Source organism: Paraburkholderia phenazinium, assembly GCF_900141745.1.
GTDB classification, from domain to species: domain Bacteria; phylum Pseudomonadota; class Gammaproteobacteria; order Burkholderiales; family Burkholderiaceae; genus Paraburkholderia; species Paraburkholderia phenazinium_B.
The window spans coordinates 2,393,790-2,417,438 of record NZ_FSRM01000001.1; the positions used below are offsets into that span (position 1 = coordinate 2,393,790).

At 62.2% G+C, this 23,649-nt stretch carries 20 protein-coding genes; 17 read left to right on the forward strand and 3 right to left on the reverse strand.

Going from position 1 to position 23,649, the window contains the following annotated elements; genetic code table 11:
* Positions 1–4: 4 nt before the first annotated feature.
* Together BUS06_RS10920 and map are read right to left on the reverse strand one after the other, a co-directional pair.
* The gene (locus BUS06_RS10920) at positions 5–2,584 is read right to left on the reverse strand and encodes a [protein-PII] uridylyltransferase (protein ID WP_074264276.1); all 2,580 of its coding nucleotides are present in this window, start codon (positions 2,582–2,584) and stop codon (positions 5–7) included.
* A gap of 29 nt (positions 2,585–2,613) precedes the next feature.
* Entirely contained in the window at positions 2,614–3,429 is an 816-nt protein-coding gene (gene map / locus BUS06_RS10925; protein ID WP_074264277.1) for a type I methionyl aminopeptidase, read from the reverse strand.
* A 364-nt stretch (positions 3,430–3,793) separates the two neighbouring features.
* Between map and rpsB the strand changes: the two genes are divergently transcribed.
* From rpsB to BUS06_RS11005, 16 genes are all read left to right on the forward strand, one after another.
* Entirely contained in the window at positions 3,794–4,546 is a 753-nt protein-coding gene (gene rpsB / locus BUS06_RS10930; protein ID WP_074264278.1) for a 30S ribosomal protein S2, read from the forward strand.
* A gap of 171 nt (positions 4,547–4,717) precedes the next feature.
* The gene (gene tsf / locus BUS06_RS10935; protein ID WP_074264279.1) at positions 4,718–5,599 is read left to right on the forward strand and encodes a translation elongation factor Ts; all 882 of its coding nucleotides are present in this window, start codon (positions 4,718–4,720) and stop codon (positions 5,597–5,599) included.
* A gap of 221 nt (positions 5,600–5,820) precedes the next feature.
* On the forward strand, positions 5,821–6,534 hold the full coding sequence (pyrH, locus tag BUS06_RS10940) for a UMP kinase (RefSeq protein ID WP_074264280.1): 714 nt from the start codon (positions 5,821–5,823) through the stop codon (positions 6,532–6,534).
* 98 nt (positions 6,535–6,632) lie between these two features.
* Positions 6,633–7,193: a ribosome recycling factor gene (frr, locus tag BUS06_RS10945; RefSeq protein WP_074264281.1), complete on the forward strand. Its 561-nt coding sequence runs from the start codon at positions 6,633–6,635 to the stop codon at positions 7,191–7,193.
* Between the two features lie 64 nt (positions 7,194–7,257).
* On the forward strand, positions 7,258–8,040 hold the full coding sequence (locus BUS06_RS10950; RefSeq protein ID WP_074264282.1) for an isoprenyl transferase: 783 nt from the start codon (positions 7,258–7,260) through the stop codon (positions 8,038–8,040).
* Positions 8,034–8,855 (forward strand): phosphatidate cytidylyltransferase, encoded by an 822-nt coding sequence (locus BUS06_RS10955; RefSeq protein ID WP_074264283.1) that lies wholly within the window; start codon positions 8,034–8,036, stop codon positions 8,853–8,855. The genes BUS06_RS10950 and BUS06_RS10955 overlap by 7 nt, the downstream gene beginning before the upstream one ends.
* Before the next feature lie 10 nt (positions 8,856–8,865).
* Complete coding sequence (locus tag BUS06_RS10960; RefSeq protein WP_074264284.1) at positions 8,866–10,071, forward strand: 1-deoxy-D-xylulose-5-phosphate reductoisomerase; 1,206 nt, start codon at positions 8,866–8,868, stop codon at positions 10,069–10,071.
* A 7-nt stretch (positions 10,072–10,078) separates the two neighbouring features.
* Positions 10,079–11,473, forward strand: coding sequence for an RIP metalloprotease RseP (gene rseP / locus BUS06_RS10965; protein ID WP_074264285.1), 1,395 nt, complete (start codon positions 10,079–10,081; stop codon positions 11,471–11,473).
* Positions 11,474–11,539: 66 nt separating this feature from the next.
* Positions 11,540–13,843 (forward strand): outer membrane protein assembly factor BamA, encoded by a 2,304-nt coding sequence (gene bamA, locus BUS06_RS10970; protein ID WP_074264286.1) that lies wholly within the window; start codon positions 11,540–11,542, stop codon positions 13,841–13,843.
* A gap of 46 nt (positions 13,844–13,889) precedes the next feature.
* Positions 13,890–14,456 carry an OmpH/Skp family outer membrane protein gene (locus tag BUS06_RS10975; protein WP_174567509.1) on the forward strand — a complete coding sequence of 189 codons (567 nt, stop codon included), beginning with the start codon at positions 13,890–13,892 and terminating at the stop codon, positions 14,454–14,456.
* Positions 14,457–14,500: 44 nt separating this feature from the next.
* Positions 14,501–15,613, forward strand: coding sequence for a UDP-3-O-(3-hydroxymyristoyl)glucosamine N-acyltransferase (gene lpxD / locus BUS06_RS10980; protein ID WP_074264288.1), 1,113 nt, complete (start codon positions 14,501–14,503; stop codon positions 15,611–15,613).
* 193 nt (positions 15,614–15,806) lie between these two features.
* Positions 15,807–16,274, forward strand: coding sequence for a 3-hydroxyacyl-ACP dehydratase FabZ (fabZ, locus tag BUS06_RS10985; RefSeq protein ID WP_074264289.1), 468 nt, complete (start codon positions 15,807–15,809; stop codon positions 16,272–16,274).
* A gap of 140 nt (positions 16,275–16,414) precedes the next feature.
* Positions 16,415–17,203: an acyl-ACP--UDP-N-acetylglucosamine O-acyltransferase gene (gene lpxA / locus BUS06_RS10990; RefSeq protein WP_074264290.1), complete on the forward strand. Its 789-nt coding sequence runs from the start codon at positions 16,415–16,417 to the stop codon at positions 17,201–17,203.
* A 3-nt stretch (positions 17,204–17,206) separates the two neighbouring features.
* On the forward strand, positions 17,207–18,376 hold the full coding sequence (gene lpxB, locus BUS06_RS10995) for a lipid-A-disaccharide synthase (RefSeq protein ID WP_074264291.1): 1,170 nt from the start codon (positions 17,207–17,209) through the stop codon (positions 18,374–18,376).
* Positions 18,373–19,071, forward strand: a complete 699-nt coding sequence (gene rnhB, locus BUS06_RS11000; protein WP_074264292.1) for a ribonuclease HII — start codon at positions 18,373–18,375, stop codon at positions 19,069–19,071. The genes lpxB and rnhB overlap by 4 nt, the downstream gene beginning before the upstream one ends.
* Complete coding sequence (locus BUS06_RS11005; protein WP_074264293.1) at positions 19,068–19,853, forward strand: TrmH family RNA methyltransferase; 786 nt, start codon at positions 19,068–19,070, stop codon at positions 19,851–19,853. The genes rnhB and BUS06_RS11005 overlap by 4 nt, the downstream gene beginning before the upstream one ends.
* Positions 19,854–19,923: 70 nt before the next feature.
* Here the strand turns inward: BUS06_RS11005 and ppsR are convergent, their stop codons facing one another.
* Positions 19,924–20,739, reverse strand: a complete 816-nt coding sequence (gene ppsR / locus BUS06_RS11010; protein WP_074264294.1) for a posphoenolpyruvate synthetase regulatory kinase/phosphorylase PpsR — start codon at positions 20,737–20,739, stop codon at positions 19,924–19,926.
* Between the two features lie 499 nt (positions 20,740–21,238).
* On the opposite strand from ppsR, the gene ppsA reads away from it, so the two are divergent.
* Entirely contained in the window at positions 21,239–23,644 is a 2,406-nt protein-coding gene (ppsA, locus tag BUS06_RS11015) for a phosphoenolpyruvate synthase (RefSeq protein WP_074264295.1), read from the forward strand.
* Positions 23,645–23,649 lie beyond the last annotated feature (5 nt).

The window sequence follows — 23,649 nt, forward strand, 5'->3', positions numbered from 1 at the left end:
AATCTCACACTGCGATCGCGCGCAGCAGTTCGGTCTCGACCTGAATTTGCAGGCGGTTGTCCGAGAGGCCGCGTCCATCCAGCAGGAACACGTCCTCTACGCGTTCGCCGAGCGTATTGATCCGCGCCGATTGGACGCCGACCTGGTGCTCGGCCAGCACGCGCGCGATCGAATAAAGAAGGCCTGGCCGGTCGTTCGCCGACACGGACAGGATGTAGTACTGGCCACGTTCGTCGGCCCGAAGGTCGACGCGCGGCGTCACAGGGAAGGTCCGCGACAGGCGCGACAGGCGCCCCTTCGACGGATCCGGCAGCAGGGTGCCGTCCGCCGTGAGGCGCGCGGTCAGTTCCTGTTCCACCAGATTGGCGATGTCACGATAATGCACGTCTTCTTCGGTGTGCTGGACAATAAAATTATCCAGCGCGTAGCCGTGCCGGGTCGTGCTGACGCGAGCGTCGAGCACCGACAGGCCGTTCTTGTCGAAGTACGCGCAGATACCGGCAAAGAGGTCAGGGCGGTCCTTCACATAAACCAGCACCTGCAGGGCTTCGCCGACTGGCGACGGACGCGCGCGGACGATCGGCGTAGGCGTCTCGACATGACGGTACAGCACACGCGTTTGCCACGCGATATCCGCCGCGTCGTGACGCAGAAAATAGCCGACGTCCAGCTTGTCCCACAGCGCCTGGTGCGCGTTCTCCGGTACCGTTTCGAGCCGCAGCAGCGCAAGCGCCTCCTCCTGACGCGATTTCAGTTCGGAGTGCGCATCAGGGCGTGCGCCGCCGAGCACCGCAAGCGTGGCCCGGTACAGGTCTTCGAGCAGCTTGCCTTTCCAGCCATTCCAGACCTTCGGACTGGTGCCGCGAATATCGGCGACGGTCAGCAGGTACAGCGCCGTCAGACGCCGTTCGGTGCCCACCTGCTCCGCAAAGCGCTTGATGACTTCAGGGTCGCTCGTGTCCTGCTTCTGCGCGACCTGGCTCATCGTCAGGTGGTGCTGGACCAGCCACACCACCAGATCGCCATCGCCGTTTTCGATGCCGTGTTCGCGGCAAAAGCGCCGCGCGTCGGCCATGCCGAGCGTGGAGTGGTCGCCGCCGCGGCCCTTGGCGATGTCGTGGAACAGCGCCGCCACGTACAGCACCCACGGACGCTCGAAGTTGGCGATCAGCTGGCTGCAGAACGGGTACTCGTGCGCATGTTCCGCAATCGCGAAGCGGCGCAGGTTGCGCAGCACCATCAGGATATGCTGGTCGACCGTGTAGACGTGATACAGGTCATGCTGCATCTGCCCGACGATACGACGGAAATTCAGCAGATAGCGCCCGAGGACGCTCGTCTGGTTCATCAACCGCAGCGCGTGCGTGATGCCGGCGGGCTGCTTCAGAATTTCCATGAACAGATGCCGGTTTTCCGGATCGCGGCGCCAGTGCTGATCCATCGCGTCGCGCGCGTTGTAGATCGCGCGTAGCGTGCGCGCCGAGAGACCCTTCACCCCAGGCGTTTGCTCGTAGAGCAGAAATGCTTCGAGGATCGCGTTTGGCTCGCGTTCGAACACGTCGTCGCGGGCGATTTCGAGCATGCCCTGTTTCTCGACGAAACGCTCCGAAAGAACTCGTGTGATACCACTCGTGTTCGGGAACAGTTGCGCTTCGATATTCTGGATCAGGATCGTCGACAACTGGGTGACTGCCTTGGCAGCCCAGTAGTAGCGGCGCATCAACTGCTCGCTGGCGCGCTTGGTGGCGGTCGGCTTGTAGCCGAAGCTTTCGGCCACTGCCGTCTGCAGGTCGAACACCAGAATGTCCTGGCGCCGTCCCGCAATCACGTGCAGGCGGGCGCGTAGCGCCTTCAGAAAACCCTCGTTGCGCTCGAGTTCGCGTGCTTCGCGCTCGGTAATCAGGCCGCGCGTTTCCAGTTCCTGCCAGCTGCTGCCGAAGCTAGCCGCCTGGGTCACCCACAGGATCAGTTGCAGATCGCGCAGGCCGCCGGGGCTTTCCTTGATGTTCGGCTCGAGCGCGTAGGGCGTGTCCTGGAATTTGGCATGCCGCTGGCGCATCTCCAGCACTTTCGCCTGGAAGAACGCGCGTGGATCGAGCGCCTCCCGATAACGTTGCGCGAATTCATCGAATAGCGCGCTGCTGCCGGTAATACGGCGCGCTTCCAGCAACGAGGTGCGCACGGTGACGTCATTGGCCGCCTCTTCGAGGCACTGCGAGACGGAGCGCACGCTGCTGCCGAGTTCGAGTCCGAGATCCCACGCGAGGCTGATAAAGCGCTCGATGCGTGCTTCGAGATGCGCGATCGGCTGATCGGGCAGCAAGACAAGAATGTCGATGTCCGAATGCGGCGCCAGTTCGCCGCGTCCGTACCCGCCTACCGCCAGCAGGGCGAGGGACGGCGGCAGGTCGCAGGCGTTCCATGCGGCGCGCAGCGACTCGTCTGTGGTGCGCGCGAGGGCGGCCATCAACGATTCGACGTTGGTTGCCAGCCTGAAGCGATCCAGCAGCCTGGCTTTGGCCACCTTGTAGTCGGCTTTGAGCGATGTGGCATCGGAAGGGGCGACGGCTGGAACACTGCTCATGGGCGCGCGTGAGTGGGAACGAGAGGCGGTCAGGCCGTGGTGGCGGAAGCGACAACCGGCGGACGCGCCGGGGTGCCGGCCGAGACGGTCAGCACGTCGTAACCGCTTTCGGTCACGAGCACCGTATGTTCCCACTGCGCGGACAGGCTGCGGTCCTTGGTCTTCACAGTCCACTGATCCGGCATGGTACGGATGTCGCGGCGGCCCGCGTTGATCATCGGCTCGATCGTGAAGATCATGCCCGCCTGCAACTCGAAGCCTGTGCCCGGACGGCCGTAGTGCAGGATCTGCGGATCTTCGTGAAACACCGTGCTGATCCCGTGGCCGCAATATTCGCGCACTACGCTGTAGCCTTGACCTTCAGCGTGCCGCTGGATCGCATAGCCAATGTCGCCGAGATGGGCGCCAGGCCGGACCTGGTCGATGCCGAGCCACATGCACTCGAAGGTGGTCTGCACGAGGCGTTTGGCCAGAATCGAACCTTCGCCGACGATAAACATGCGGCTCGTGTCGCCGAAGTAGCCTTCCTTGATGACGGTGATGTCGATGTTCAGCGCGTCGCCGTTCTTCAGCGTCTTGTCGCCCGGGATGCCGTGGCAGATCACGTCGTTGACGGAAATGCAGGTGGCCTTCGGATAGGGCGGGTAGCCGGGCGGCTGATAATTCAGCGGCGCCGGAACCGTGCCCTGTTCCTTCAGCATGTATTCGTGGCACAGACGGTCGAGTTCGCCGGTGGTGATGCCGGCGGTGACGAACGGGGTAATGTAGTCGAGCACTTCGCTTGCGAGGCGGCAGGCGACGCGCATCTGCGCGATATCGTGGTCGTTTTTGAGCGTAATAGCCATGAGTCGGGCCTGAAATGCGGTTATTTAAAGATTATCGCACCATATTCCGGCTCCCGCTGGCTTTTGAGAGGGCTGACGGCCCCGTCGCCGGGTGCAACCCGCCCGCCGTTTCGGGGCTGCCGGTCGGGTTGAGTCTGCCGATAGTCACGTGCTATAATCTCTGGCTAAGTCGCTCCACATTATTCTATTTTGTGGAAAAGACCCGCCTGTAGCGATAGTTGCCTGCGCTACAGGGGATTTCAAGGCAGCAGACTCGCAAGCCGGCAGCACCCAGGGTGTCCGCCGCGTCAGGTCCTCGCATATGGCGAAGACGGCGCGGTAGATGCAGCAGCCGGCTTAAGACCCAACCCTCGCGGAGATTTTCATGGCAGTTACCATGCGTCAAATGCTGGAAGCAGGTGTCCACTTCGGCCACCAAACGCGCTTCTGGAACCCGAAGATGGCCCCCTTCATTTTCGGCCATCGCAACAAGATTCACATCATCAACCTCGAAAAGACGCTGCCGATGTACAACGACGCACTGAAGTATGTGCGTCAGCTGGCAGCTAATCGCGGCACGATCCTGTTTGTCGGCACGAAGCGTCAGTCGCGCGACACGATCGCCGAAGAGGCACAACGCGCGGGCATGCCGTTCGTCAATGCACGCTGGCTCGGCGGCATGCTGACCAACTTCAAGACGCTGAAGGTTTCGATCAAGCGCCTGAAGGACATGGAAGCAGCGCTGGAAGCCGGTGAAACGGAACGCATGAGCAAGAAGGAAGCGCTGCTGTTCGAACGCGAAATCGCCAAGCTGCAAAAGTCGATTGGCGGCGTGAAGGATATGGGCGGCATTCCGGACGCCATTTTCGTGGTTGACGTCGGCTACCACAAGATTGCCGTGACCGAAGCCAACAAGCTTGGCGTGCCGGTTATCGCCGTGGTCGACACGAACCACTCGCCGGAAGGCATCGACTACGTGATCCCGGGTAACGACGACGCCAGCAAGGCAGTCGCTCTGTACACGGCTGGCGTGGCTGACGCGATCCTCGAAGGCCGTGCAAACGCGGTCAACGAAGTGGTGCAGGCTGCTCGCGGCGGTGACGGCGACGAGTTCGTCGAGGTCAACTCGGAAGCGTAAGGCTGCCCTGTGTCCGGCAAAAAAGGGGGCTTTCTACAGGCCCCCTTTTTTTAAGTCATGACACCTGGCTACAGTACAGTGCGAGAAAAATTCGCGTTGTGCGGAAACGAATTCTTGCCGCCGGCATCGAAGTGCGGGCGGTGTGTGAAAGACAGACTCTAGGAGCAAATGATGGCGGCAATTACCGCAAGCATGGTTGCAGAACTGCGCGCGAAGACCGACGCGCCCATGATGGAATGCAAGAAGGCGCTGACGGAAGCCGACGGCGACATGGAGCGCGCTGAAGAACTGCTGCGCGTGAAGCTCGGCAACAAGGCCAGCAAGGCCGCTTCGCGCGTCACCGCTGAAGGCGTGATCGCGTCGTTCATCGGCGGCAACGTCGGTGCGATCGTCGAACTGAACTGCGAAACCGACTTCGTTTCGAAGAACGACGACTTCCTGGCGTTCTCGAAGCAGATCGCCGAACTGGTCGCTGCCAAGAACCCGGCTGACGTCGCTGCACTGGCAGCCCTGCCGCTGGAAGGATCGACGGTCGACGCAGTGCGCCTCGCGCTGGTCGGCAAGATCGGCGAGAACCTGTCCATCCGCCGTTTCGTGCGTTTCGAAACCGCCAACAAGCTGGCTGCGTACCTGCACGGCACGCGTATCGGCGTGCTGGTCGAGTACACCGGCGCGGACGAGCAGGTCGGCAAGGACGTCGCCATGCACATCGCGGCCATGAAGCCGGTCTCGCTGTCGGCAGACGAAGTCCCGGCAGATCTGATCGCCAAGGAACGTAGCATTGCTGAACAGAAGGCTGCAGAATCGGGCAAGCCGGCTGAAATCGTCGCCAAGATGGTCGACGGCAGCGTGCAGAAGTACCTGAAGGAAGTGTCGCTGCTGAACCAGACGTTCGTTAAGAACGACAAACAGACGATCGAACAGATGCTGAAGGCCGCCGGCGCAAGCGTGCAGAAGTTCGCGCTGTTCGTGGTCGGCGAAGGCATCGAGAAGAAACAGGACGACTTCGCAGCAGAAGTGGCCGCTCAAGTGGCTGCTGCAAAGCAACAATAAGCATCGCCTAAGTTTCACGCTGTACCGTTGGATCCGCGGTGGGGCAAGACCTCGCCGCGGTCGGCAGCGCCGCAAGGCGGTGCGCGGGTTGACCCTCGCCGTGCCGCCGCCGCTGGCGAACCCTAGGGTTCGTCAATTTGGCGGCGCTTGCCCGAATCAGCATTTCACCCCTACAGTTAGTTCCTTGTTGTTGCCCTGTTCTGCGCGATCTGGATACCCCTATGCCCACTGCCTATAAACGCGTCCTGCTCAAACTCTCCGGTGAAGCTCTGATGGGCGATGATGCCTTTGGCATCAATCGCGCAACGATCGAAAGAATGGTGGCGGACGTGGCCGAGGTCGTGCGGCTCGGTACGCAGCTGGCCGTGGTGATCGGCGGCGGCAATATTTTCCGTGGCGTGGCAGGCGGCGCGGCCGGTATGGACCGTGCGACGGCTGACTACATGGGGATGCTGGCCACGATGATGAACGCGCTGGCGCTGCAGGACGCGATGCGCCACGCCGGTATCGAGGCGCGCGTGCAATCCGCGCTGCGCATGGACCAGGTGGTCGAGCCGTACATTCGCCCCCGGGCGATCCGCCAGCTGGAAGAAGGCAAGGTCGTGATCTTCGCGGCCGGTACCGGCAACCCGTTCTTCACGACAGATACCGCAGCGGCGCTGCGCGGTTCGGAAGTGGGTGCGGAAGTCGTGCTGAAGGCCACCAAGGTGGACGGCGTCTATTCGGCCGATCCGAAGAAAGACCCGACGGCAACGCGCTACACGACGATCAGCTTCGACGAGGCGATCGGCCGCAATCTGCAGGTCATGGACGCCACGGCGTTTGCGCTGTGCCGCGACCAGAAACTGCCGATCCGCGTGTTCTCGATTGTCAAGCCGGGTGCGCTAAAGCGCATTGTGCAAGGCGAGGACGAGGGTACGCTCGTCCACGTGTAAACTCTCGTTCACATAACGTGGGCTTTAGCGCGGGCCCGGGCCGCCGCTACTCGCGCGCTGGCCGGCTCGCACCGTTTTGAAGGTTCGGAGGTTTAAAAATGTCTGTGGCTGATATCAGGAAGGGCGTCGAGCAGAAAATGCAGCGCTCGATCGACGCGTTCAAGAACGATCTGTCGAAGATCCGTACGGGCCGTGCACACACGGGCCTGCTCGATCACATCCAGGTCGATTATTATGGCTCGCCGGTGCCGATCTCGCAGGTCGCGAACATGACGCTGATCGACGCGCGTACGATCGGCGTGCAGCCGTGGGAAAAGAAGATGGTGCCGGTCGTCGAAAAGGCGATTCGTGACTCCGATCTGGGCCTGAACCCGGCTACGCAAGGCGACGTGATCCGCGTGCCGATGCCCGCGCTGACCGAAGAACGCCGTCGCGAGCTGACCAAGGTGGCGCGTAGCGAAGCCGAAACGGCCAAGATCGCGGTGCGCAACCTGCGCCGTGATGCCAACGAGCAATTGAAGAAGCTCGTGAAAGACAAGGAAATCTCCGAAGACGACGAGCGTCGTGCCGGTGACGACGTCCAGAAGCTCACGGACAAGTTCGTCACTGAAATCGACAAGCTCGTGACGACCAAAGAAGCCGAGATCATGACGGTTTGAGGCCGTCGGGCTTCAGCATCTTCAGGTCTTTACTTCTTTTTTTGCAGTCACTGTCCCGACGGCCATGACCTATACCAGCTCAACCGTTCGCGTGCCTGATGTCGCGGCGGTGCCGCGACATATCGCGATCATCATGGACGGCAATGGCCGTTGGGCAACGCAACGCCGTCTGCCGCGCGTGGCCGGCCATACGCGCGGCGTCGACGCGGTGCGCGCCGCCGTCGAGGCGTGTGCACGCTCTGGCGTCGAATACCTGACGCTGTTCGCCTTCAGCTCCGAAAACTGGCGCCGTCCAAACGACGAAGTGTCGTTCCTGATGCGCCTGTTCGTGACCGCGCTCGAGCGTGAAGTCGGCAAGCTGCACGCCAACGGCATTCGCCTGCGCGTGGTCGGCGATCTGTCGATGTTCGACAAGCGCATCCAGGATCTGATCCGCCGCGCCGAGACCAAAACCGCCCGCAACACGCGTCTTACTCTCACCATCGCCGCCAACTACGGCGGCCGCTGGGACATCATGCAGGCCACCCGCAAGCTTGCCGAGCAATCGGCGCTGGCGGGCGTGGCCGTCGAAGTGACCGAGGAAACGTTCGCGGAGCATCTCGCCATGGCGTACGCACCGGAACCCGACCTCTTCATCCGCACCGGCGGCGAACAGCGCATCAGCAACTTCCTGCTGTGGCAGCTCGCCTATACCGAGTTCTATTTCACCGACACCTTCTGGCCGGATTTCGACGCCGAGGCGCTGCGCCACGCGATCGATTCTTATGCGGAGCGCGAACGCCGCTTCGGCCGGACGAGCGCCCAGCTCGAGCCGCAATCGCAAAACGTCGATTCGCTTCCATGCTAAAAACCCGTGTTATCACGGCGATCGTTCTGCTGGCTGTGTTTTTGCCGGTCACGCTGTTCGCGCCGGTGGGCGCGTTTGGCGCGCTGATCGCGTTCGTGCTCGTGTTTGCCGCCTGGGAATGGGCGCGTCTTCTGAAAGTCGAGGGCACGGGTCCCGTCATTTATGCGCTGGTCGCGGCGGCCGCGCTCGTCGCGAGCACGCGCCTGGGCACCGGCATGCATCTTCCGCGGCCACTCTTTCAGGCCGCTGCGGTGTTCTGGGTGCTGGCCGGTCCCTACGTGCTGCTGCGCAAGCCAACGCTGGCGCAGGGCGCCTGGCGGCTGTTCCTGTTTATCGTAGGGATCGTCGTGTTCGTGGCCTGCTGGCATGCGCTGGTCGCGGCCAGGATGGCGGGCGTGCCGTTTGTTCTGTCCCTGTTGCTGGTGGTCTGGCTGGCCGATATCGGTGCATACTTTGCGGGTAAGGCGTTCGGGCGGCACAAACTGGCGCCGGCCATCAGCCCCGGTAAGACCTGGGAAGGGGCGATCGGCGGCTGGCTGGCGGTCCTGGTCGTCGCGACGGTAGCCATCCTGGTGCACGCATTCGAGCCGACACTGTATTCTGCGCTGCTGGAGCGCCTTGGCGCGATCCGTACGCTGGTTGCGCTGACCATTCTGGTGGCCTTCAGCGTCGTGGGCGACCTGTTCGAGTCGATGTTAAAACGTCAGGCTGGCGTGAAAGATTCCAGCGGCCTGCTACCGGGCCATGGTGGCGTCCTTGACCGCATCGACGCATTGTTGCCGGTGCTGCCGCTCGCCATGCTGCTGCTCGGCTAGAGAAAGAGATATGCAAAAAAGACTGACACTGCTCGGTTCCACGGGCTCAATCGGAGACAGCACGCTCGACGTCGTCGCGCGTCATCCGGAGCGCTTCTCGGTATATGCGCTCACTGCGCATCGCAACGGCGACAAGCTCGTCGAACAATGCCTGCGTTTCAGGCCCGAAGTGGCCGTGGTCGGCGACGCCGACACGGCGGCGCAAGTCGCCGCGAAGCTGCGCGAAGCCGGCTGCAAGACCGAGGTAACGTACGGCCCGCAGGCGCTCGTCGAGGTTTCGAAGAGCGCCGGTTGCGATACGGTTGTCGCGGCCATCGTCGGCGCGGCGGGACTTGCGCCGAGCCTGGCGGCTGCGCGCGCCGGCAAGCGCATCCTGCTAGCCAACAAGGAAGCGCTGGTGATGTCCGGCGCGATCTTCATGGACGCGGTGCGCGACCACGGCGCTGTCCTGCTGCCGGTCGACAGCGAACACAACGCGATTTTCCAGTGCCTGCCGCGCGAAGCCGCGCTGCATGGCGGCGTCTCGAAGATCATCCTGACCGCGTCGGGCGGCCCGTTCCGCACGCGCGAGCCGGCCAGTCTGGTCAACGTGACACCCGATGAAGCCTGCAAGCACCCGAACTGGGTAATGGGCCGCAAGATCTCGGTCGACTCGGCAACGATGATGAACAAGGGCCTCGAAGTAATCGAAGCGCACTGGCTGTTCGCGCTGCCGGGCGAGCGCATCGAGGTGCTGATTCATCCGCAGAGCGTGATCCATTCGATGGTCTCGTACGCCGACGGTTCGGTACTCGCACAACTTGGCAATCCCGACATGCGTACGCCGATCGCGCACGCACTCGCGTTTCCCGAGCGGGTCGATTCGGGCGTGGCGCAGCTCGACCTCGTGCAGGTCGCCTCGCTATCGTTCGAAAAGCCGGATTACGCCCGTTTCCCGTGTCTGGCGTTGGCCATGAAGGCCCTCGCCGAAGGTGGTCTCGCCAGTGCGGCTTTGAACGCCGCCAACGAGATTGCCGTGGATGCATTCCTGTCGCGCAAGATCGGCTTTATGGCGATCGCGCAAGTGGTCGACGCGGTGCTGAACGCGCTGCCCAATCGTAGCGCCCACGCGCTCGACGACGTGATCGAAGCCGACGCAGCCGCGCGCCGGGCGGCGGCGGATTTTATCCAGCGTTTGCCGCAAGACGCCCTTCGCGCGGAACGTGCCGTCCAGTGAGGCGAATATGAACGTGCTGATCGAGGTGCTCGCCTTCGCGGTCGCGATAGGCGTGCTGGTGGTGGTACATGAGTACGGCCATTACAGCGTGGCGCGCCTGTGCGGCGTGAAAGTACTGCGCTTTTCGATCGGCTTCGGCAAGCCGCTGGTTCAGTGGGTGAGCCCTAAGACGGGCACCGAATGGACGATCGCCGCGTTGCCGTTGGGCGGCTACGTGAAGATGCTCGACGAGCGAGAAGTGGGCGCGCCGATTGATGCCGCCGACCTGCCGCACGCGTTTAACCGTCAGCATGTCGCGAAGCGGTTTGCGATTGTCGCGGCCGGGCCGATCGCCAATTTCATTCTTGCCATTGTGCTGTTCGCCGCCGTGTTTGGCACGGGCGTGAGCGAACCGGCTGCCATCGTTGCTGCGCCGACTCCGAACACACCTGCTGCGCTCGCCGGTTTCGACGGTGGCGAGACGGTGATCGCAGTGCGCAACGCAGATGGCGACGCCGGCTCCAGCGAACCGGTTCGTTCGTGGTCGGACCTGCGCTGGAAGATGCTGGGTGCGGCGTTCGATCATCGCCGCATCATTCTGAGCGCCAAAGACAGCCATGGGACTTTCGATTTCCCGCTGGATCTGCGCGATGTGTCCGAGAAGGATGTCGACGACGATTTCATGTCGCATCTGGGCTTCGAGCCGGGCGGCGGCAAGCTGATCGTGGCGGGCGTGCAGGCCGGCAGTGCGGCGCAGCGCGCGGGCCTCGCCGCCGGTGACCGTCTGCTGTCGATCGACGGCACGCCTACCGATAACGCCACGTCGTTCATCGCCTACATCAAGACGCACGCGGGCAAGAGCGTCACGTTGCAGGTCGCGCGGGGTGGCGATGCACAGCAGGGCGGCAAGACCGAGGACATCCATGTGGTCCCGCTCGCGCAGCACGACGACGCGAGCGGCGCGGAGGTCGGCCGGATCGGTGCGGAACTCGCGACCCAGGTGCCGTCCATCACGGTGCGTTATGGTCCGATCGAAAGTCTGCAGCTGGGCGCGCGCCGCACCTGGGATCTGGCGGCTTACTCGGTGCGCATGTTCGGCCGGATGATTACCGGCGAAGCATCGTTGAAAAACCTGTCGGGTCCGGTCACGATCGCCGACTACGCAGGTAAAAGCGCAAGGTTGGGTCCATCAGCATTCCTGTCATTCCTGGCACTGGTTAGCATCAGTCTCGGCGTACTTAACCTGCTCCCGATTCCGGTATTGGACGGGGGGCATCTGTTATATTATTTGGTTGAAGCTGCAACTGGCAAGGCGGTCTCCGACCGCTGGCAGCTCGTTCTGCAGAGAGCTGGACTGGCCTGCATCGTCGCCTTGTCGGCGATCGCGCTTTTCAACGATCTGGCCCGGCTGATCCATTTTTGACGTGTCCGGCGGCGCCCGCGAGGAGCGGCCGCCCAGCATGATTGAGCTTTACATTGGGGAAGTACGTTGTCGAAACCTCGTCGCCTTGTACCTAAATCGGTCGCCGCTGCTGCTTTAGCCGCGCATGGGTTAGCTGCCCATGCTACGTCGCCGTTTGTGGTGCAAGACATCCGCATCGATGGGCTGCAGCGCATCGAGCCCGGCACGGTGTTCGCCTACCTGCCGATCCAGCGAGGGGATATTTTTTCTGACGACAAGGCCTCCGAAGCGATTCGCGCGCTGTATGCGACCGGCTTCTTCAATGACGTGAAGATCCTTACCGAGGGCGCAGTCGTGATCGTGCAGGTGACGGAGCGCCCGGCGATCGGCACAATCGACTTCTCCGGGCTGCGCGAATTCGACAAGGACAATCTGAGCAAGGCGCTTCGCTCGGTCGGGCTGTCGCAAGGCCGTTTCTACGACATGGCGCTCGCCCAGAAGGCCGAGCAGGAACTGAAGCGTCAATACCTCACGCACGGCTACTACGCGGCTGAAGTCAGGACAACGGTCACGCCGATCGACCAGGATCGCGTGGCACTGCTGTTCTCGGTGGACGAAGGTCCGAGCGCAAAGATTCGCCAGATCAACTTCATCGGCAACAAGGCGTTCACCGACAGCACGTTGTCCGATGAGATGCAGCAGGCCACGCCGAACTGGTTCTCGTGGTACACGAAGAACGACCTGTACTCGAAAGACACGCTGACCAGCGATCTCGAGAAGGTTCGCTCGTACTACCTGAATCGCGGCTACCTCGAGTTCTCGTTCGACTCGACGCAGGTCTCGCTGTCGCCGGACAGGAAAGACATGTATCTCACGCTCACCCTGCATGAGGGCGAGCCGTACACAATTTCCGGCATCCACCTGGCCGGTGATCTGCTGGACCGTGAAGCTGAACTCGAGTCGCTAGTCAAGATCAGGTCCGGCGAGGTTTTTTCGGCTGAGAAGCTGCAGGCCACCACCAAAGCGCTCATCGACAAGCTCGGCGAATATGGCTATGCCTTCGCCACGGTGAACGCCCAGCCGCTGATCGACCAGCAACGTCACACGGTCGATCTGACGCTGCAAGTCGACCCGAGCCGGCGCGTCTATGTGCGCCGCGTCAACATCGTCGGCAACGTTCGCACGCGCGACGAAGCGGTGCGTCGTGAAATGCGCCAGTTCGAGAGTTCGTGGTTCGATGCGAATCGCCTCGCGTTGTCCAAGGATCGATTGAACCGCCTCGGCTACTTCTCGGACGTGGACGTGACCACGGTGCCCGTCGAAGGCACGACGGACCAGGTGGACGTGAACGTCAAGGTCACAGAAAAGCCGACCGGCTCGATCACGCTCGGCGTCGGTTACGGCTCGGGCGAAGGCCCGATCCTCTCGGCGGGCGTTTCGCAGGACAACGTGTTTGGCTCCGGCACGAGCCTCGCGGTGAACATCAACACGGCGAAGACCTACCGCACGCTGACTGTCACTCAGGTCGATCCATATTTCACGGTGGACGGCATCAGGCGCATTAGCGACGTCTACTATCGCACGCAGCAGCCGTTGTACTACTGCGCGGATTCGAGCTTCAAGATCGTCACCTTGGGCGGTGACGTCAGGTTCGGCATCCCGTTCTCGGAAGTCGATACGGTCTATTTCGGCGCCGGTGTTGAGCAAAATACGCTCGATGTAGACGCTGCCACGCCGCAAACCTATATCGACTACGTGAACGAATTCGGCCGGGTGTCGAACAACGTGCCGATAACAGCGGGCTGGACACGCGATGCGCGCGACAGCGCACTGGTGCCGAGTCGTGGCTACTTTACTCAGGCGAATGCCGAACTCGGCACGCCGGCGGGCGGCACGCAGTATTACAAGGCCGACATCAGCGCGCAGTACTATTATTCGTTTGCGCGTGGTTTCGTCCTGGGTTTCAATCTCCAGGGCGGTTACGGCAGTGGCGTCGGCGGCAAGCCTTTTCCGATCTTCAAGAATTACTACGCGGGCGGTATCGGGACGGTGCGCGGCTATGAGCCGAGCTCTCTGGGACCGCGCGACGCAACGACAGGCGACCCGATCGGCGGCTCGAAGCTGCTGGTGGGTAACGTCGAATTGACGTTCCCCTTGCCGGGCACAGGCTATGATCGCACCCTGCGAGTGTTTACGTTTCTCGACGCAGGCAACGTCTGGGGCGATGAAGGCAACAGCGTGGGGGCGAACGGCTTGCGTTACGGTTACGGCGTCGGTCTTGCGTGGATCTCGCCGATCGGACCGCTCAAACTGAGTCTGGGTTTCCCGCTCACCAGACACAACGGCGACCAGTACCAGAAATTCCAGTTCCAGCTCGGAACGGCATTCTGATTGGATGGTCCGGGATAACCCGGACCTCTTTTACAGTATCGAGAGGATGACTTTGCGAACCGGTATGTTTTCGAAACGTGTGACGTGCGCCTTTGCGACGTGCGCGCTTGCGCTGTCAATGACTTTGAGCGCGGGTGTAGCGCACGGACAGGAAGCCAGGATTGCCGCCGTCAACTCGGATCGCATCCTGCGCGAGTCGGCTGCCGCGAAGGCGGCGCAGACCAAACTCGAGGCCGAATTCGCAAAACGCGACAAGGATCTGCAGGATATGGCGCAGAAGCTGAAGTCGATGTCGGATGCGCTGGACAAGAACGGCGCGTCGATGGCGCCGGCCGATCGCGCGGAAAAGCAGCGCGACCTGTCGCAACTGGACACCGATTTTCAGCGCAAGCAGCGTGAGTTCCGCGAAGACCTGAACCAGCGCCGCAATGAGGAACTGGCAGCCGTGCTCGACCGCGCCAACAAGGTGATCAAGCAGATCGCCGAGCAGCAGCACTACGACCTGATCGTGCAGGAAGCGGTGTATGTGAGCCCGCGCATCGACATTACCGACCAGGTCCTCAAGGCCCTGGCGGCGTCTGCGAATGGCGCGTCGGCCCCGGCCGGCAACTGAAGCGGTAACCGAACTGGCAACTGAAAAGCAGGAGCAGTACACGCATGGCATTTACGCTCGAGGACATCGTCCAGCAGTTCGGCGGTGAAGTAGTCGGAGATCGCTCGCACCGCGTGGGCAGCCTGGCCCCGTTGGACCAGGCAGGCCCGAATCAGCTGGCGTTCCTCGCCAATCCGAAATATCTGTCGCAGGTCGAGACTACCCGCGCGGGTGCGGTGCTGATCAACGCTGAAGATCTCGCCAAACTAGGCGGCGCGCCCGAAGCGGGCGCCGACGGCGCCCGCTTGCACGGCGCCCGCAATTTCATCGTCACGCCCAACCCCTACGCTTACTTCGCGCGAGTCGCGCAGACGTTCATCGACATGGCCGCACCGAAGCCCGTGCCGGGCGTGCATGCCAGCGCGACGATCGATCCGTCGGCGCGGATCGCTGCAAGCGCGGTGATCGGCCCGCACGTCACGGTGGAAGCCGGCGCGGTGATCGGTGAGCACGTGCGGCTGGACGCGAACGTGGCGATCGGCCGCGACACGCAGATCGGTGCCGGCTCGCACCTGTATCCGAATGTCAGCGTGTACTACGGCTGCAAGATCGGCGAGCGTGTCATCATTCACGCCGGTGCCGTGATCGGCTCCGACGGCTTCGGCTTTGCGCCGGACTTCGTCGGCGAAGGCGAATCCCGGACGGGCAGCTGGGTCAAGATTCCGCAGGTCGGCGCTGTATCGATTGGCCCCGATGTCGAAATCGGCGCCAATACGACGATCGACCGCGGCGCCATGGCCGATACCGTGATCGAAGAATCCGTGAAGATCGACAACCTGGTGCAGATCGGTCATAACTGCAGGATTGGCGCGTACACGGTCATTGCCGGCTGCGCGGGCATTGCCGGCAGCACCACGATTGGCCGTCATTGCATGATCGGTGGCGCGGTGGGTATCGCCGGACACGTTACACTGGCCGATCATGTGATCGTCACCGCCAAGTCGGGCGTGTCGAAATCGTTGCTGAAACCGGGCATGTACACGAGTGCATTCCCGGCCGTGAACCACGCCGACTGGAACAAGAGCGCAGCATTGTTGCGCAACCTCGATAAACTGCGTGACCGTATCAAGGCGCTGGAAGCGGCTGCGGCCGCCGACGCGCCAGGCAACAAGGCGTGAGCGCGGGCCGGGTCGGCCATCAGCAACGGCCCGGTTTCAAGCACGTCAAGCTGGTCAAGCAGGAAGCGTCGCGAAGGGTGACCGGGCAGGATGGGCTGCCGGGTCATAGAAAGCGGCGGCAGCACGCGTTACCAACCCACCTGAACCGTATCCGCAGTCATCATCGCGCAGTCAATGCGTGAGCAGAAACACCATGAGCACCGAAAAAATCAATCTCGACATTCATAAGATTCTCACGCTGCTGCCGCATCGTTATCCGATCCTGCTCGTTGACCGGGTGCTCGAACTCGAACCGCACAAGAGCATCAAAGCGCTGAAGAACGTGTCGATCAATGAACCGTACTTCATGGGTCACTTCCCGAGCCGTCCGGTCATGCCGGGTGTACTAATCCTCGAGGCGCTTGCGCAGACCGCGGCGCTTTTGACGTTCTCGGAAGAGCCGCACGATCCGGCCAACACGCTGTATCTGTTCGTCGGCATCGACAATGCGCGTTTCAAGCGCGTGGTGGAGCCCGGCGATCAGCTGATCCTGAACGCAACGTTTGAGCGGCATATGCGCGGCATCTGGAAGTTCAAGGCGCGCGCCGAGGTGGATGGCGCGGTTGCCGCGGAAGCCGACCTGATGTGCGCAGTACGTCATACGGATACGAACGGCCAGTAAGGCATGGCCGGTAACGCTGAACCGCTGACGCACGTGCATGCAACAGGCATCCGTGGGGGCGGCCAGCAATGGATAGCCGGTAGGGCGACTGACGCCCGCCTGGCCTCCGGATAACGCAACGGAATCAGAAGCGAGGGCGCATGAGCAGGATTCATCCCACTGCAATCATCGAGCCGGGCGCACAGCTCGACGAAACGGTTGAAATCGGGCCGTATGCCATTGTTGGCCCGAACGTCACGATTGGCGCGGGCACGACGATCGGCTCGCACAGTGTGATCGAAGGTCACACGACGATTGGCGAAGATAACCGCATTGGCCACTATGCATCGGTCGGTGGCCGGCCGCAGGACATGAAGTACAAGGACGAGCCGACCCGGCTCGTGATCGGCAATCGCAACACGATTCGCGAGTTCACGACGATCCACACGGGCACGATTCAGGACGCGGGCGTCACCACGCTCGGCGACGACAACTGGATCATGGCGTACGTGCATCTCGGGCACGACTGTCACGTGGGCAACAATGTCATCCTCGCGAGCAATGCGCAGATGGCCGGTCACGTGACGATCGGCGACCACGCGATCGTCGGCGGCATGTCGGGTGTGCACCAGTACGTGCGCATCGGCGCGCATTCGATGCTGGGCGGCGCGTCGGCGCTCGTGCAGGACATCCCGCCGTTCGTTATCGCGGCCGGCAACAAGGCCGAGCCGCATGGCATCAACGTCGAAGGTCTGCGCCGGCGCGGTTTTTCCGCGGATGCGATTTCGGCGCTGCGTGCCGCGTACCGCCTGCTGTACAAGAACAGCCTGTCGCTGGAAGAAGCGAAGGTGCAACTGCGCGATCTGGCCTCGGCCGGCGGCGATGGCGATGCGCCGGTGCAGGCGTTTCTCGACTTCGTGGTCGCGTCGCAACGCGGCATCATCCGCTAACCGATGGTCCTGCAACCGAGTCCGCTACGGCTTGCGATGGTCGCCGGAGAACCGTCCGGCGACCTGCTTGCTGCCTCCCTGCTGGAAGGTCTCGGCAGCCACTTGCCGGCCGATACGCAGTATTACGGCATTGGCGGCCCGCGTATGATCGCCGCGGGTTTCGACGCCCATTGGCCGATTGAAAAGCTGTCGGTGCGCGGCTATGTCGAAGTGCTGCGTCACATTCCCGAGATTCTAGGCATCCGCAACGAGCTGAAACGTCAGTTGCTGGCTGAGCCGCCAACTGTGTTTGTCGGCGTCGACGCGCCTGATTTCAACTTTGCCCTCGAGCACGCGCTGCGCGACGCCGGCATTCCGACCGTTCACTTCGTATGCCCGTCCATCTGGGCATGGCGCGGCGGCCGGATCAAGAAGATCGCCAAAGCCGTCGACCATATGCTGTGCGTGTTTCCGTTTGAAACCGCGCTGCTTGAAAAAGCCGGCGTGGCGGCCTCGTATGTCGGCCATCCGCTCGCGGACGAGATTCCGCTTGTACCCGACACGCTGGGCGCACGCCGCAAGCTGGGTCTGCCGGAAAGCGGCCCGGTGATCGCCGTGCTGCCAGGCAGCCGCCGCTCGGAAATCAATCTGATCGGCCCGACGTTTTTCGCTGCGATGGAGTTGATGCAGCACCGCGAGCCGGGCGTGCGCTTCGTGATGCCGGTGGCGACGCCGGCGTTGCGCGAATTGCTGCAGCCGCTCGTGGACGCCAGTCCGGGCCTCGCGCTGACGCTGGTGGAAGGGCAGGCGCAGGTGGCGATGACGGCGGCTGACGCGATCCTTGTCAAGAGCGGCACGGTGACGCTGGAAGCCGCGTTGCTGAAGAAACCGATGGTGATTTCCTACAAGGTGCCGTGGCTGACCGGTCAGATCATGCGGCGGCAAGGCTATTTGCCGTACGTCGGACTGCCGAATATTCTGGCTGGACGCTTCGTGGTGCCGGAAATCCTGCAGCACTTCGCGACGCCTGAGGCGCTCGCCGATGCCACCCTGAAACAGTTGCGCGACGAGGCCAACCGGCGCACGCTGACGGAAATTTTCACGGAAATGCATCACGTGCTGAAGCAGAACACTGCCCTGCGCGCCGCGGAAGTGGTGGCGAATGTGGTCGAAACGCGCAAGGGGCGTCGATGACATGCGAGCGCGCGCCCCGGCGCAAGTCCGCTGCGGTGGCAGCGCAGCCGGGTTTTGACTTCAACGCGGCGGACGAGATTGTCTGCGGCGTCGATGAAGCGGGGCGTGGGCCGTTGGCTGGGCCGGTGGTGGCCGCCGCGGTGATTTTCGATCCGTCGAAGCCGATGATCCGCGGGCTCGACGATTCGAAGGCGCTCACTGCCAAAAAGCGCGATGAACTGTATGACAAGATCGTCGACCGGGCGCTGGCTTTTTGTGTCGCTTCGGCGTCGGTCGAAGAGATCGATACGCTCAATATCCTGCATGCGACGATGCTGGCGATGAAGCGCGCCGTCGAGGGCCTCGCGGTTGCGCCGACGCTCGTGAAGATCGACGGCAACCGCTGTCCGGTGCTCAGTATTCGGAGCGAGGCGATTATTGGCGGCGACGCGCTGGTGAAGTCCATTTCCGCAGCGTCGATTCTCGCCAAAGTCACGCGCGACCGCATGCTGCTGGAGTTGCATCAGACGTTTCCCGTGTATGGCTTCGACGCGCATTCCGGTTACGGTACGCCACAGCATCTGGCGGCCTTGCGTGAGCACGGGCCATGCGAACATCACCGCCGCTCGTTCGCGCCGGTGCGCGAGGCGCATCTGCGCCTGGGCAACGTGTCGGTGAGCGTGCCGGGCGCTGAGTTGATTCTTCCCTGCCTGTGAAAGCCATCACCTCGCGGGACAATCCGCTCTACAAGCGCCTCAAGGCACTGGCCGGTTCGACGCACCAGCAGCGACGCAGCGGCCACGCGCTGCTCGAAGGGTTCCATCTCGCGAGCGCGTATCTGGACGTTGCTGGCCAACCTGAAACCTGTGTCGTCACCGAAGGCGCCTTGCTTCACGACGAGGCGCAGACCATCGTTTCGCGGATCGACGAGCACCGTATCGTGACGCTGCCGGACGCGTTGTTCGGCCAGCTATCGAATGTGGTCAACGGGGTGGGGATTCTGCTGCTGGTCGAGAAACTTGCGCCGCCGTTACCGGAACGGGTCGCGCAGACCTGTGTCGTGCTCGATGGTGTGCAGGACGCGGGCAATGTCGGTTCGATTCTGCGCAGCGCCGCCGCCGCAGGGATTCAGCAGGTGTTTTGCGCGCCGGGGACGGCCTACGCGTGGTCTTCGAAAGTGCTGCGCTCGGGGATGGGCGCGCACTTTCTGCTGGAGATTCACGAAGACGTCGAACCGCAGACGCTGATCGAACGCCTTGGCGTACCGGTGGTGATTACAGACTCGCATGGCGCCGAAGCGATCTACGATTGCGACCTGTCCGGCCACCTAGCCTGGGTGATGGGCAACGAAGGCGCGGGCGTGTCGCAGACGTGGCGCGACGCGGTCACGTTGCGCGTGACGATTCCGCAGCCAGGCGGGATGGAATCGTTGAATGTGGCGGCTGCCGCCGCCGTGTGCCTGTTCGAGCAGTGCCGCCAGCAGCGCTCGGCGCGCTGACTGACCTCATGCCTCGCTCGGGGCACGCTCACGGCGCGAGCCTGAAGCCGCAGCCCTGCCTGCGCCGTCCTCAATACCCCGGCCGGTCGAGCTTGATCTCCTGCAGGATCGTCGTCGCGATTTCTTCAATCGACTTGTGCGTCGACGACAGCCACTTGATCCCCTCACGCCGCATCATCGCTTCCGCTTCGTTGATCTCGTAACGGCAGTTTTCCGGCGCCGCGTACTTGCTGCCCGGACGGCGCTCGTTGCGAATCTCCGAGAGCCGCTGCGGATCGATCGACAGCCCGAACATCTTGTTGCGATGTTCGAGCAACGGCGTCGGCAGCTTGCCGCGTTCGAAGTCTTCCGGAATCAGCGGATAGTTGGCCGCCTTCACACCGTACTGCATCGCCAGATACAGGCTCGTCGGCGTCTTGCCGCTGCGCGACACGCCAACCAGGATCACATCGGCATCGGCCAGATTGCGGTTCGACTGACCGTCGTCATGGGCAAGCGAGAAATTGATCGCCTCGATGCGGTTCTTGTACTCCTCGGTGTCCGCGTTCTGGTGGCCGCGGCCCATTGCGTGACTCGACTTCAGTTCCAGTTCCAGTTCGAGCGGTTCGACGAAGGTCTGGAACATGTCCAGCACCAGCGCGTTCGAGCCTTTGACAATTTTGTTCGACGAGCTGTCGACAAGCGTCGTGAAGACGATTGGCCGGCGGCCGTCCTGCTTGACCGCTTCGTTGATTTTTTCCAGCGTGGCGTAGGCTTTCTCGGTCGAATCGACAAAGGGAACCCGAACCAGGCGGAATTTCTGGTCGAACTGGGACAGGATCGAATGCGCGAAGGTTTCGGCAGTGATCCCGGTACCGTCGGAGACGATGAATACGGTAGGCGGCATCAGTGGGGCAGTAGGCAGGGAACGTGAGCGGGAAATTACGCTCGAATCTAACATCGCTGCGTCGGCGCCCAGTGTACGGTGGCTAACCGGAAACTACAGGGGCATCGGTGCGGCGCGCAGTTCAAGGCGCAATTCTCGTCCGACTGTCACATTTTGAGAGTCGGCACGGTAGAATAGCGGCAACCTGTTGGATAAGCAATTGCAGGCGAACCGCGGCTAACTCGCATTTATCGCCCGGTCAACGCCCCGCTTTTTGCTGATAACTTGCGGCGAATTTGAATAATTTCGTCAAACCGTTGGCTTCGTCGTGCTTTTGGTGCGCTTCGTGGTCCGGCTGCAAGGTTCTGCAAATCGTGTGCGCTATTAAGCGATTGTTTATCTAACAGGTTGTGCAAGACGCGAGATTGCCGGCTTATCAGGTACTCAGCGGTTCTTATGACCGCTTCGCGTCCAAGCCCACTTGCACAGTCGTGTATTTCTTCCACACTTAGGGGCTTGTATGACTAACGCAGTTAACGTCGCAAAGGATCAGGCGTATGTAGTTCCGTTCGAGCAGTTGCGGATGACCGATGTGGAGATTGTGGGCGGCAAGAACGCGTCCCTGGGCGAGATGATCAGTCAACTCGCTCAGGCAGGCGTTCGGGTGCCGACCGGCTTCGCCACCACGGCACTGGCATTCCGCGATTTCCTCCATCACAGCAACCTCACCGAGCGCATCGCCAAACGTCTGGAGACGCTGGACGTCGACGACGTGAAGGCGCTCGCCGAAGCGGGCAAGGAGATCCGTCAATGGATCGTCGATGCACCGCTGCAGCCGAAGCTCGAGGCGGATATCCGCGCGGGCTTCGACACGCTCCAGAACAGCTCGCCTGACGAGCTTTCGTTCGCCGTCCGTTCGTCCGCTACGGCAGAAGATTTGCCGGACGCGTCGTTCGCGGGCCAGCAGGAAAGCTACCTCAACGTGGTCGGCGTTGAAGACGTGCTCGATCGCATGAAGCACGTGTTCGCGTCGCTGTATAACGACCGCGCTATCTCCTATCGCGTTCATAAGGGCTTCACTCACGCTGAAGTCGCGTTGTCGGCGGGCGTGCAGCGCATGGTGCGCTCGGACGTCGGCGCGGCCGGTGTGATGTTCACGCTCGATACGGAGTCCGGTTTCAAGGACGCCGTGTTCATCACCTCGAGCTACGGTCTCGGCGAAACCGTCGTGCAGGGCGCGGTGAATCCGGACGAGTTCTACGTCTTCAAGACCACGCTCGCACAGGGCAAATACCCCATCATCCGCCGCTCGATAGGCTCGAAGCTGATCAAGATGGAGTTCACCAAGCCGGGCGAACCGGGCCGCGTGAAGACCGTCGACGTTGCGCATGAGCAGCGAAACCGCTTTTCGATCACCGACGAAGACGTGATCGAACTGGCGAAGTACGCCGTGATCATCGAGAAGCACTACGAGCGTCCGATGGACATCGAGTGGGGCAAGGACGGCCGCGACGGCAAGATCTTTATCCTGCAGGCACGTCCGGAAACGGTGAAGAGCCAGGCAAGCGGCAAGGCCGAGCAACGCTTCAAGCTGAAGGGCCAGTCGCAGGTCATCGTCACGGGTCGCGCCATCGGGCAGAAGATCGGTGCGGGTCCGGTGCGCGTGATCCAGGATCCGTCGGAGATGGATCGTGTGCAGCCGGGCGACGTGCTGGTGGCTGACATGACCGACCCGAACTGGGAACCGGTGATGAAGCGCGCTTCGGCGATCGTCACGAATCGCGGCGGCCGTACCTGTCACGCGGCCATCATCGCGCGTGAACTGGGTGTGCCGGCGGTGGTGGGTTGTGGCGATGCAACCGATCTGCTGAAGGAAGGCGCGCTGGTCACCGTATCGTGCGCGGAGGGCGACGAAGGCAAGATTTACGACGGTCTGCTCGAAACGGAAGTCACCGAAGTCCAGCGCGGCGAACTGCCGCCGATTCCGGTGAAGATCATGATGAACGTCGGCAATCCGCAACTTGCCTTCGACTTCTCCCAGCTGCCGAACGCGGGTGTGGGTCTGGCGCGGCTCGAGTTCATCATCAACAACAACATCGGTGTGCACCCGAAGGCGATTCTCGAGTACCCGAACGTCGATCAGGACCTGAAGAAGGCCGTCGAAAGCGTTGCACGCGGTCACGCATCGCCGCGCGCGTTCTACGTCGACAAGCTGACCGAAGGTATCGCGACCATCGCCGCTGCGTTCTATCCGAAGCCTGTCATTGTGCGTCTGTCGGACTTCAAGTCGAACGAGTACAAGAAGCTGATCGGCGGTTCGCGCTACGAGCCGGACGAAGAAAACCCGATGCTGGGTTTCCGCGGCGCCTCGCGTTATATCGCGGACGACTTCGCCGAAGCGTTCCAGATGGAATGTATCGCGCTGAAGAAGGTGCGCGAGGAAATGGGCCTCGACAACGTCGAGATCATGGTGCCGTTCGTGCGTACGCTGAAGCAGGCGGAGCGCGTGGTCGGTCTGCTCGACAAGTTCGGCCTGAAGCGTGGCGAGAAGGGTCTGCGCCTGATCATGATGTGCGAAGTGCCGTCGAACGCGATCCTCGCCGAAGAATTCCTGCAGTTCTTCGACGGTTTCTCCATCGGCTCGAACGACCTGACGCAGCTGACGCTCGGTCTCGACCGCGACTCGGGCATGGAGCTGCTGGCAGTCGATTTCGACGAACGCGATCCGGCGGTCAAGTTCATGCTCAAGCGCGCGATTGAAACGTGTCTGCGGTTGAACAAGTATGTCGGTATCTGCGGCCAGGGCCCGTCTGATCATCCGGATTTCGCACAGTGGCTGACCGATGAAGGCATTGCGTCGATCTCGCTGAACCCGGATACCATCATCGAGACGTGGCAGGCGTTGGCCAGGTCGTCGGCGAAATGAAGCGG

Bases quoted from the DNA above. Each gene is read 5' to 3' on its own strand.
- lpxA (WP_074264290.1), top strand. From the start codon at position 16,415: ATGAGCAGGATTCATCCCACTGCAATCATCGAGCCGGGCGCACAGCTC.
- lpxB (WP_074264291.1), top strand. From the start codon at position 17,207: ATGGTCCTGCAACCGAGTCCGCTACGGCTTGCGATGGTCGCCGGAGAA.
- frr (WP_074264281.1), top strand. From the start codon at position 6,633: ATGTCTGTGGCTGATATCAGGAAGGGCGTCGAGCAGAAAATGCAGCGC.
- rseP (WP_074264285.1), top strand. From the start codon at position 10,079: ATGAACGTGCTGATCGAGGTGCTCGCCTTCGCGGTCGCGATAGGCGTG.
- BUS06_RS10955 (WP_074264283.1), top strand. From the start codon at position 8,034: ATGCTAAAAACCCGTGTTATCACGGCGATCGTTCTGCTGGCTGTGTTT.
- BUS06_RS10920 (WP_074264276.1), bottom strand. From the start codon at position 2,584: ATGAGCAGTGTTCCAGCCGTCGCCCCTTCCGATGCCACATCGCTCAAA.
- BUS06_RS10950 (WP_074264282.1), top strand. From the start codon at position 7,258: ATGACCTATACCAGCTCAACCGTTCGCGTGCCTGATGTCGCGGCGGTG.
- ppsA (WP_074264295.1), top strand. From the start codon at position 21,239: ATGACTAACGCAGTTAACGTCGCAAAGGATCAGGCGTATGTAGTTCCG.
- rnhB (WP_074264292.1), top strand. From the start codon at position 18,373: ATGACATGCGAGCGCGCGCCCCGGCGCAAGTCCGCTGCGGTGGCAGCG.
- pyrH (WP_074264280.1), top strand. From the start codon at position 5,821: ATGCCCACTGCCTATAAACGCGTCCTGCTCAAACTCTCCGGTGAAGCT.
- BUS06_RS10975 (WP_174567509.1), top strand. From the start codon at position 13,890: ATGACTTTGCGAACCGGTATGTTTTCGAAACGTGTGACGTGCGCCTTT.
- map (WP_074264277.1), bottom strand. From the start codon at position 3,429: ATGGCTATTACGCTCAAAAACGACCACGATATCGCGCAGATGCGCGTC.
- lpxD (WP_074264288.1), top strand. From the start codon at position 14,501: ATGGCATTTACGCTCGAGGACATCGTCCAGCAGTTCGGCGGTGAAGTA.
- tsf (WP_074264279.1), top strand. From the start codon at position 4,718: ATGGCGGCAATTACCGCAAGCATGGTTGCAGAACTGCGCGCGAAGACC.
- ppsR (WP_074264294.1), bottom strand. From the start codon at position 20,739: ATGCCGCCTACCGTATTCATCGTCTCCGACGGTACCGGGATCACTGCC.
- fabZ (WP_074264289.1), top strand. From the start codon at position 15,807: ATGAGCACCGAAAAAATCAATCTCGACATTCATAAGATTCTCACGCTG.
- BUS06_RS10960 (WP_074264284.1), top strand. From the start codon at position 8,866: ATGCAAAAAAGACTGACACTGCTCGGTTCCACGGGCTCAATCGGAGAC.
- rpsB (WP_074264278.1), top strand. From the start codon at position 3,794: ATGGCAGTTACCATGCGTCAAATGCTGGAAGCAGGTGTCCACTTCGGC.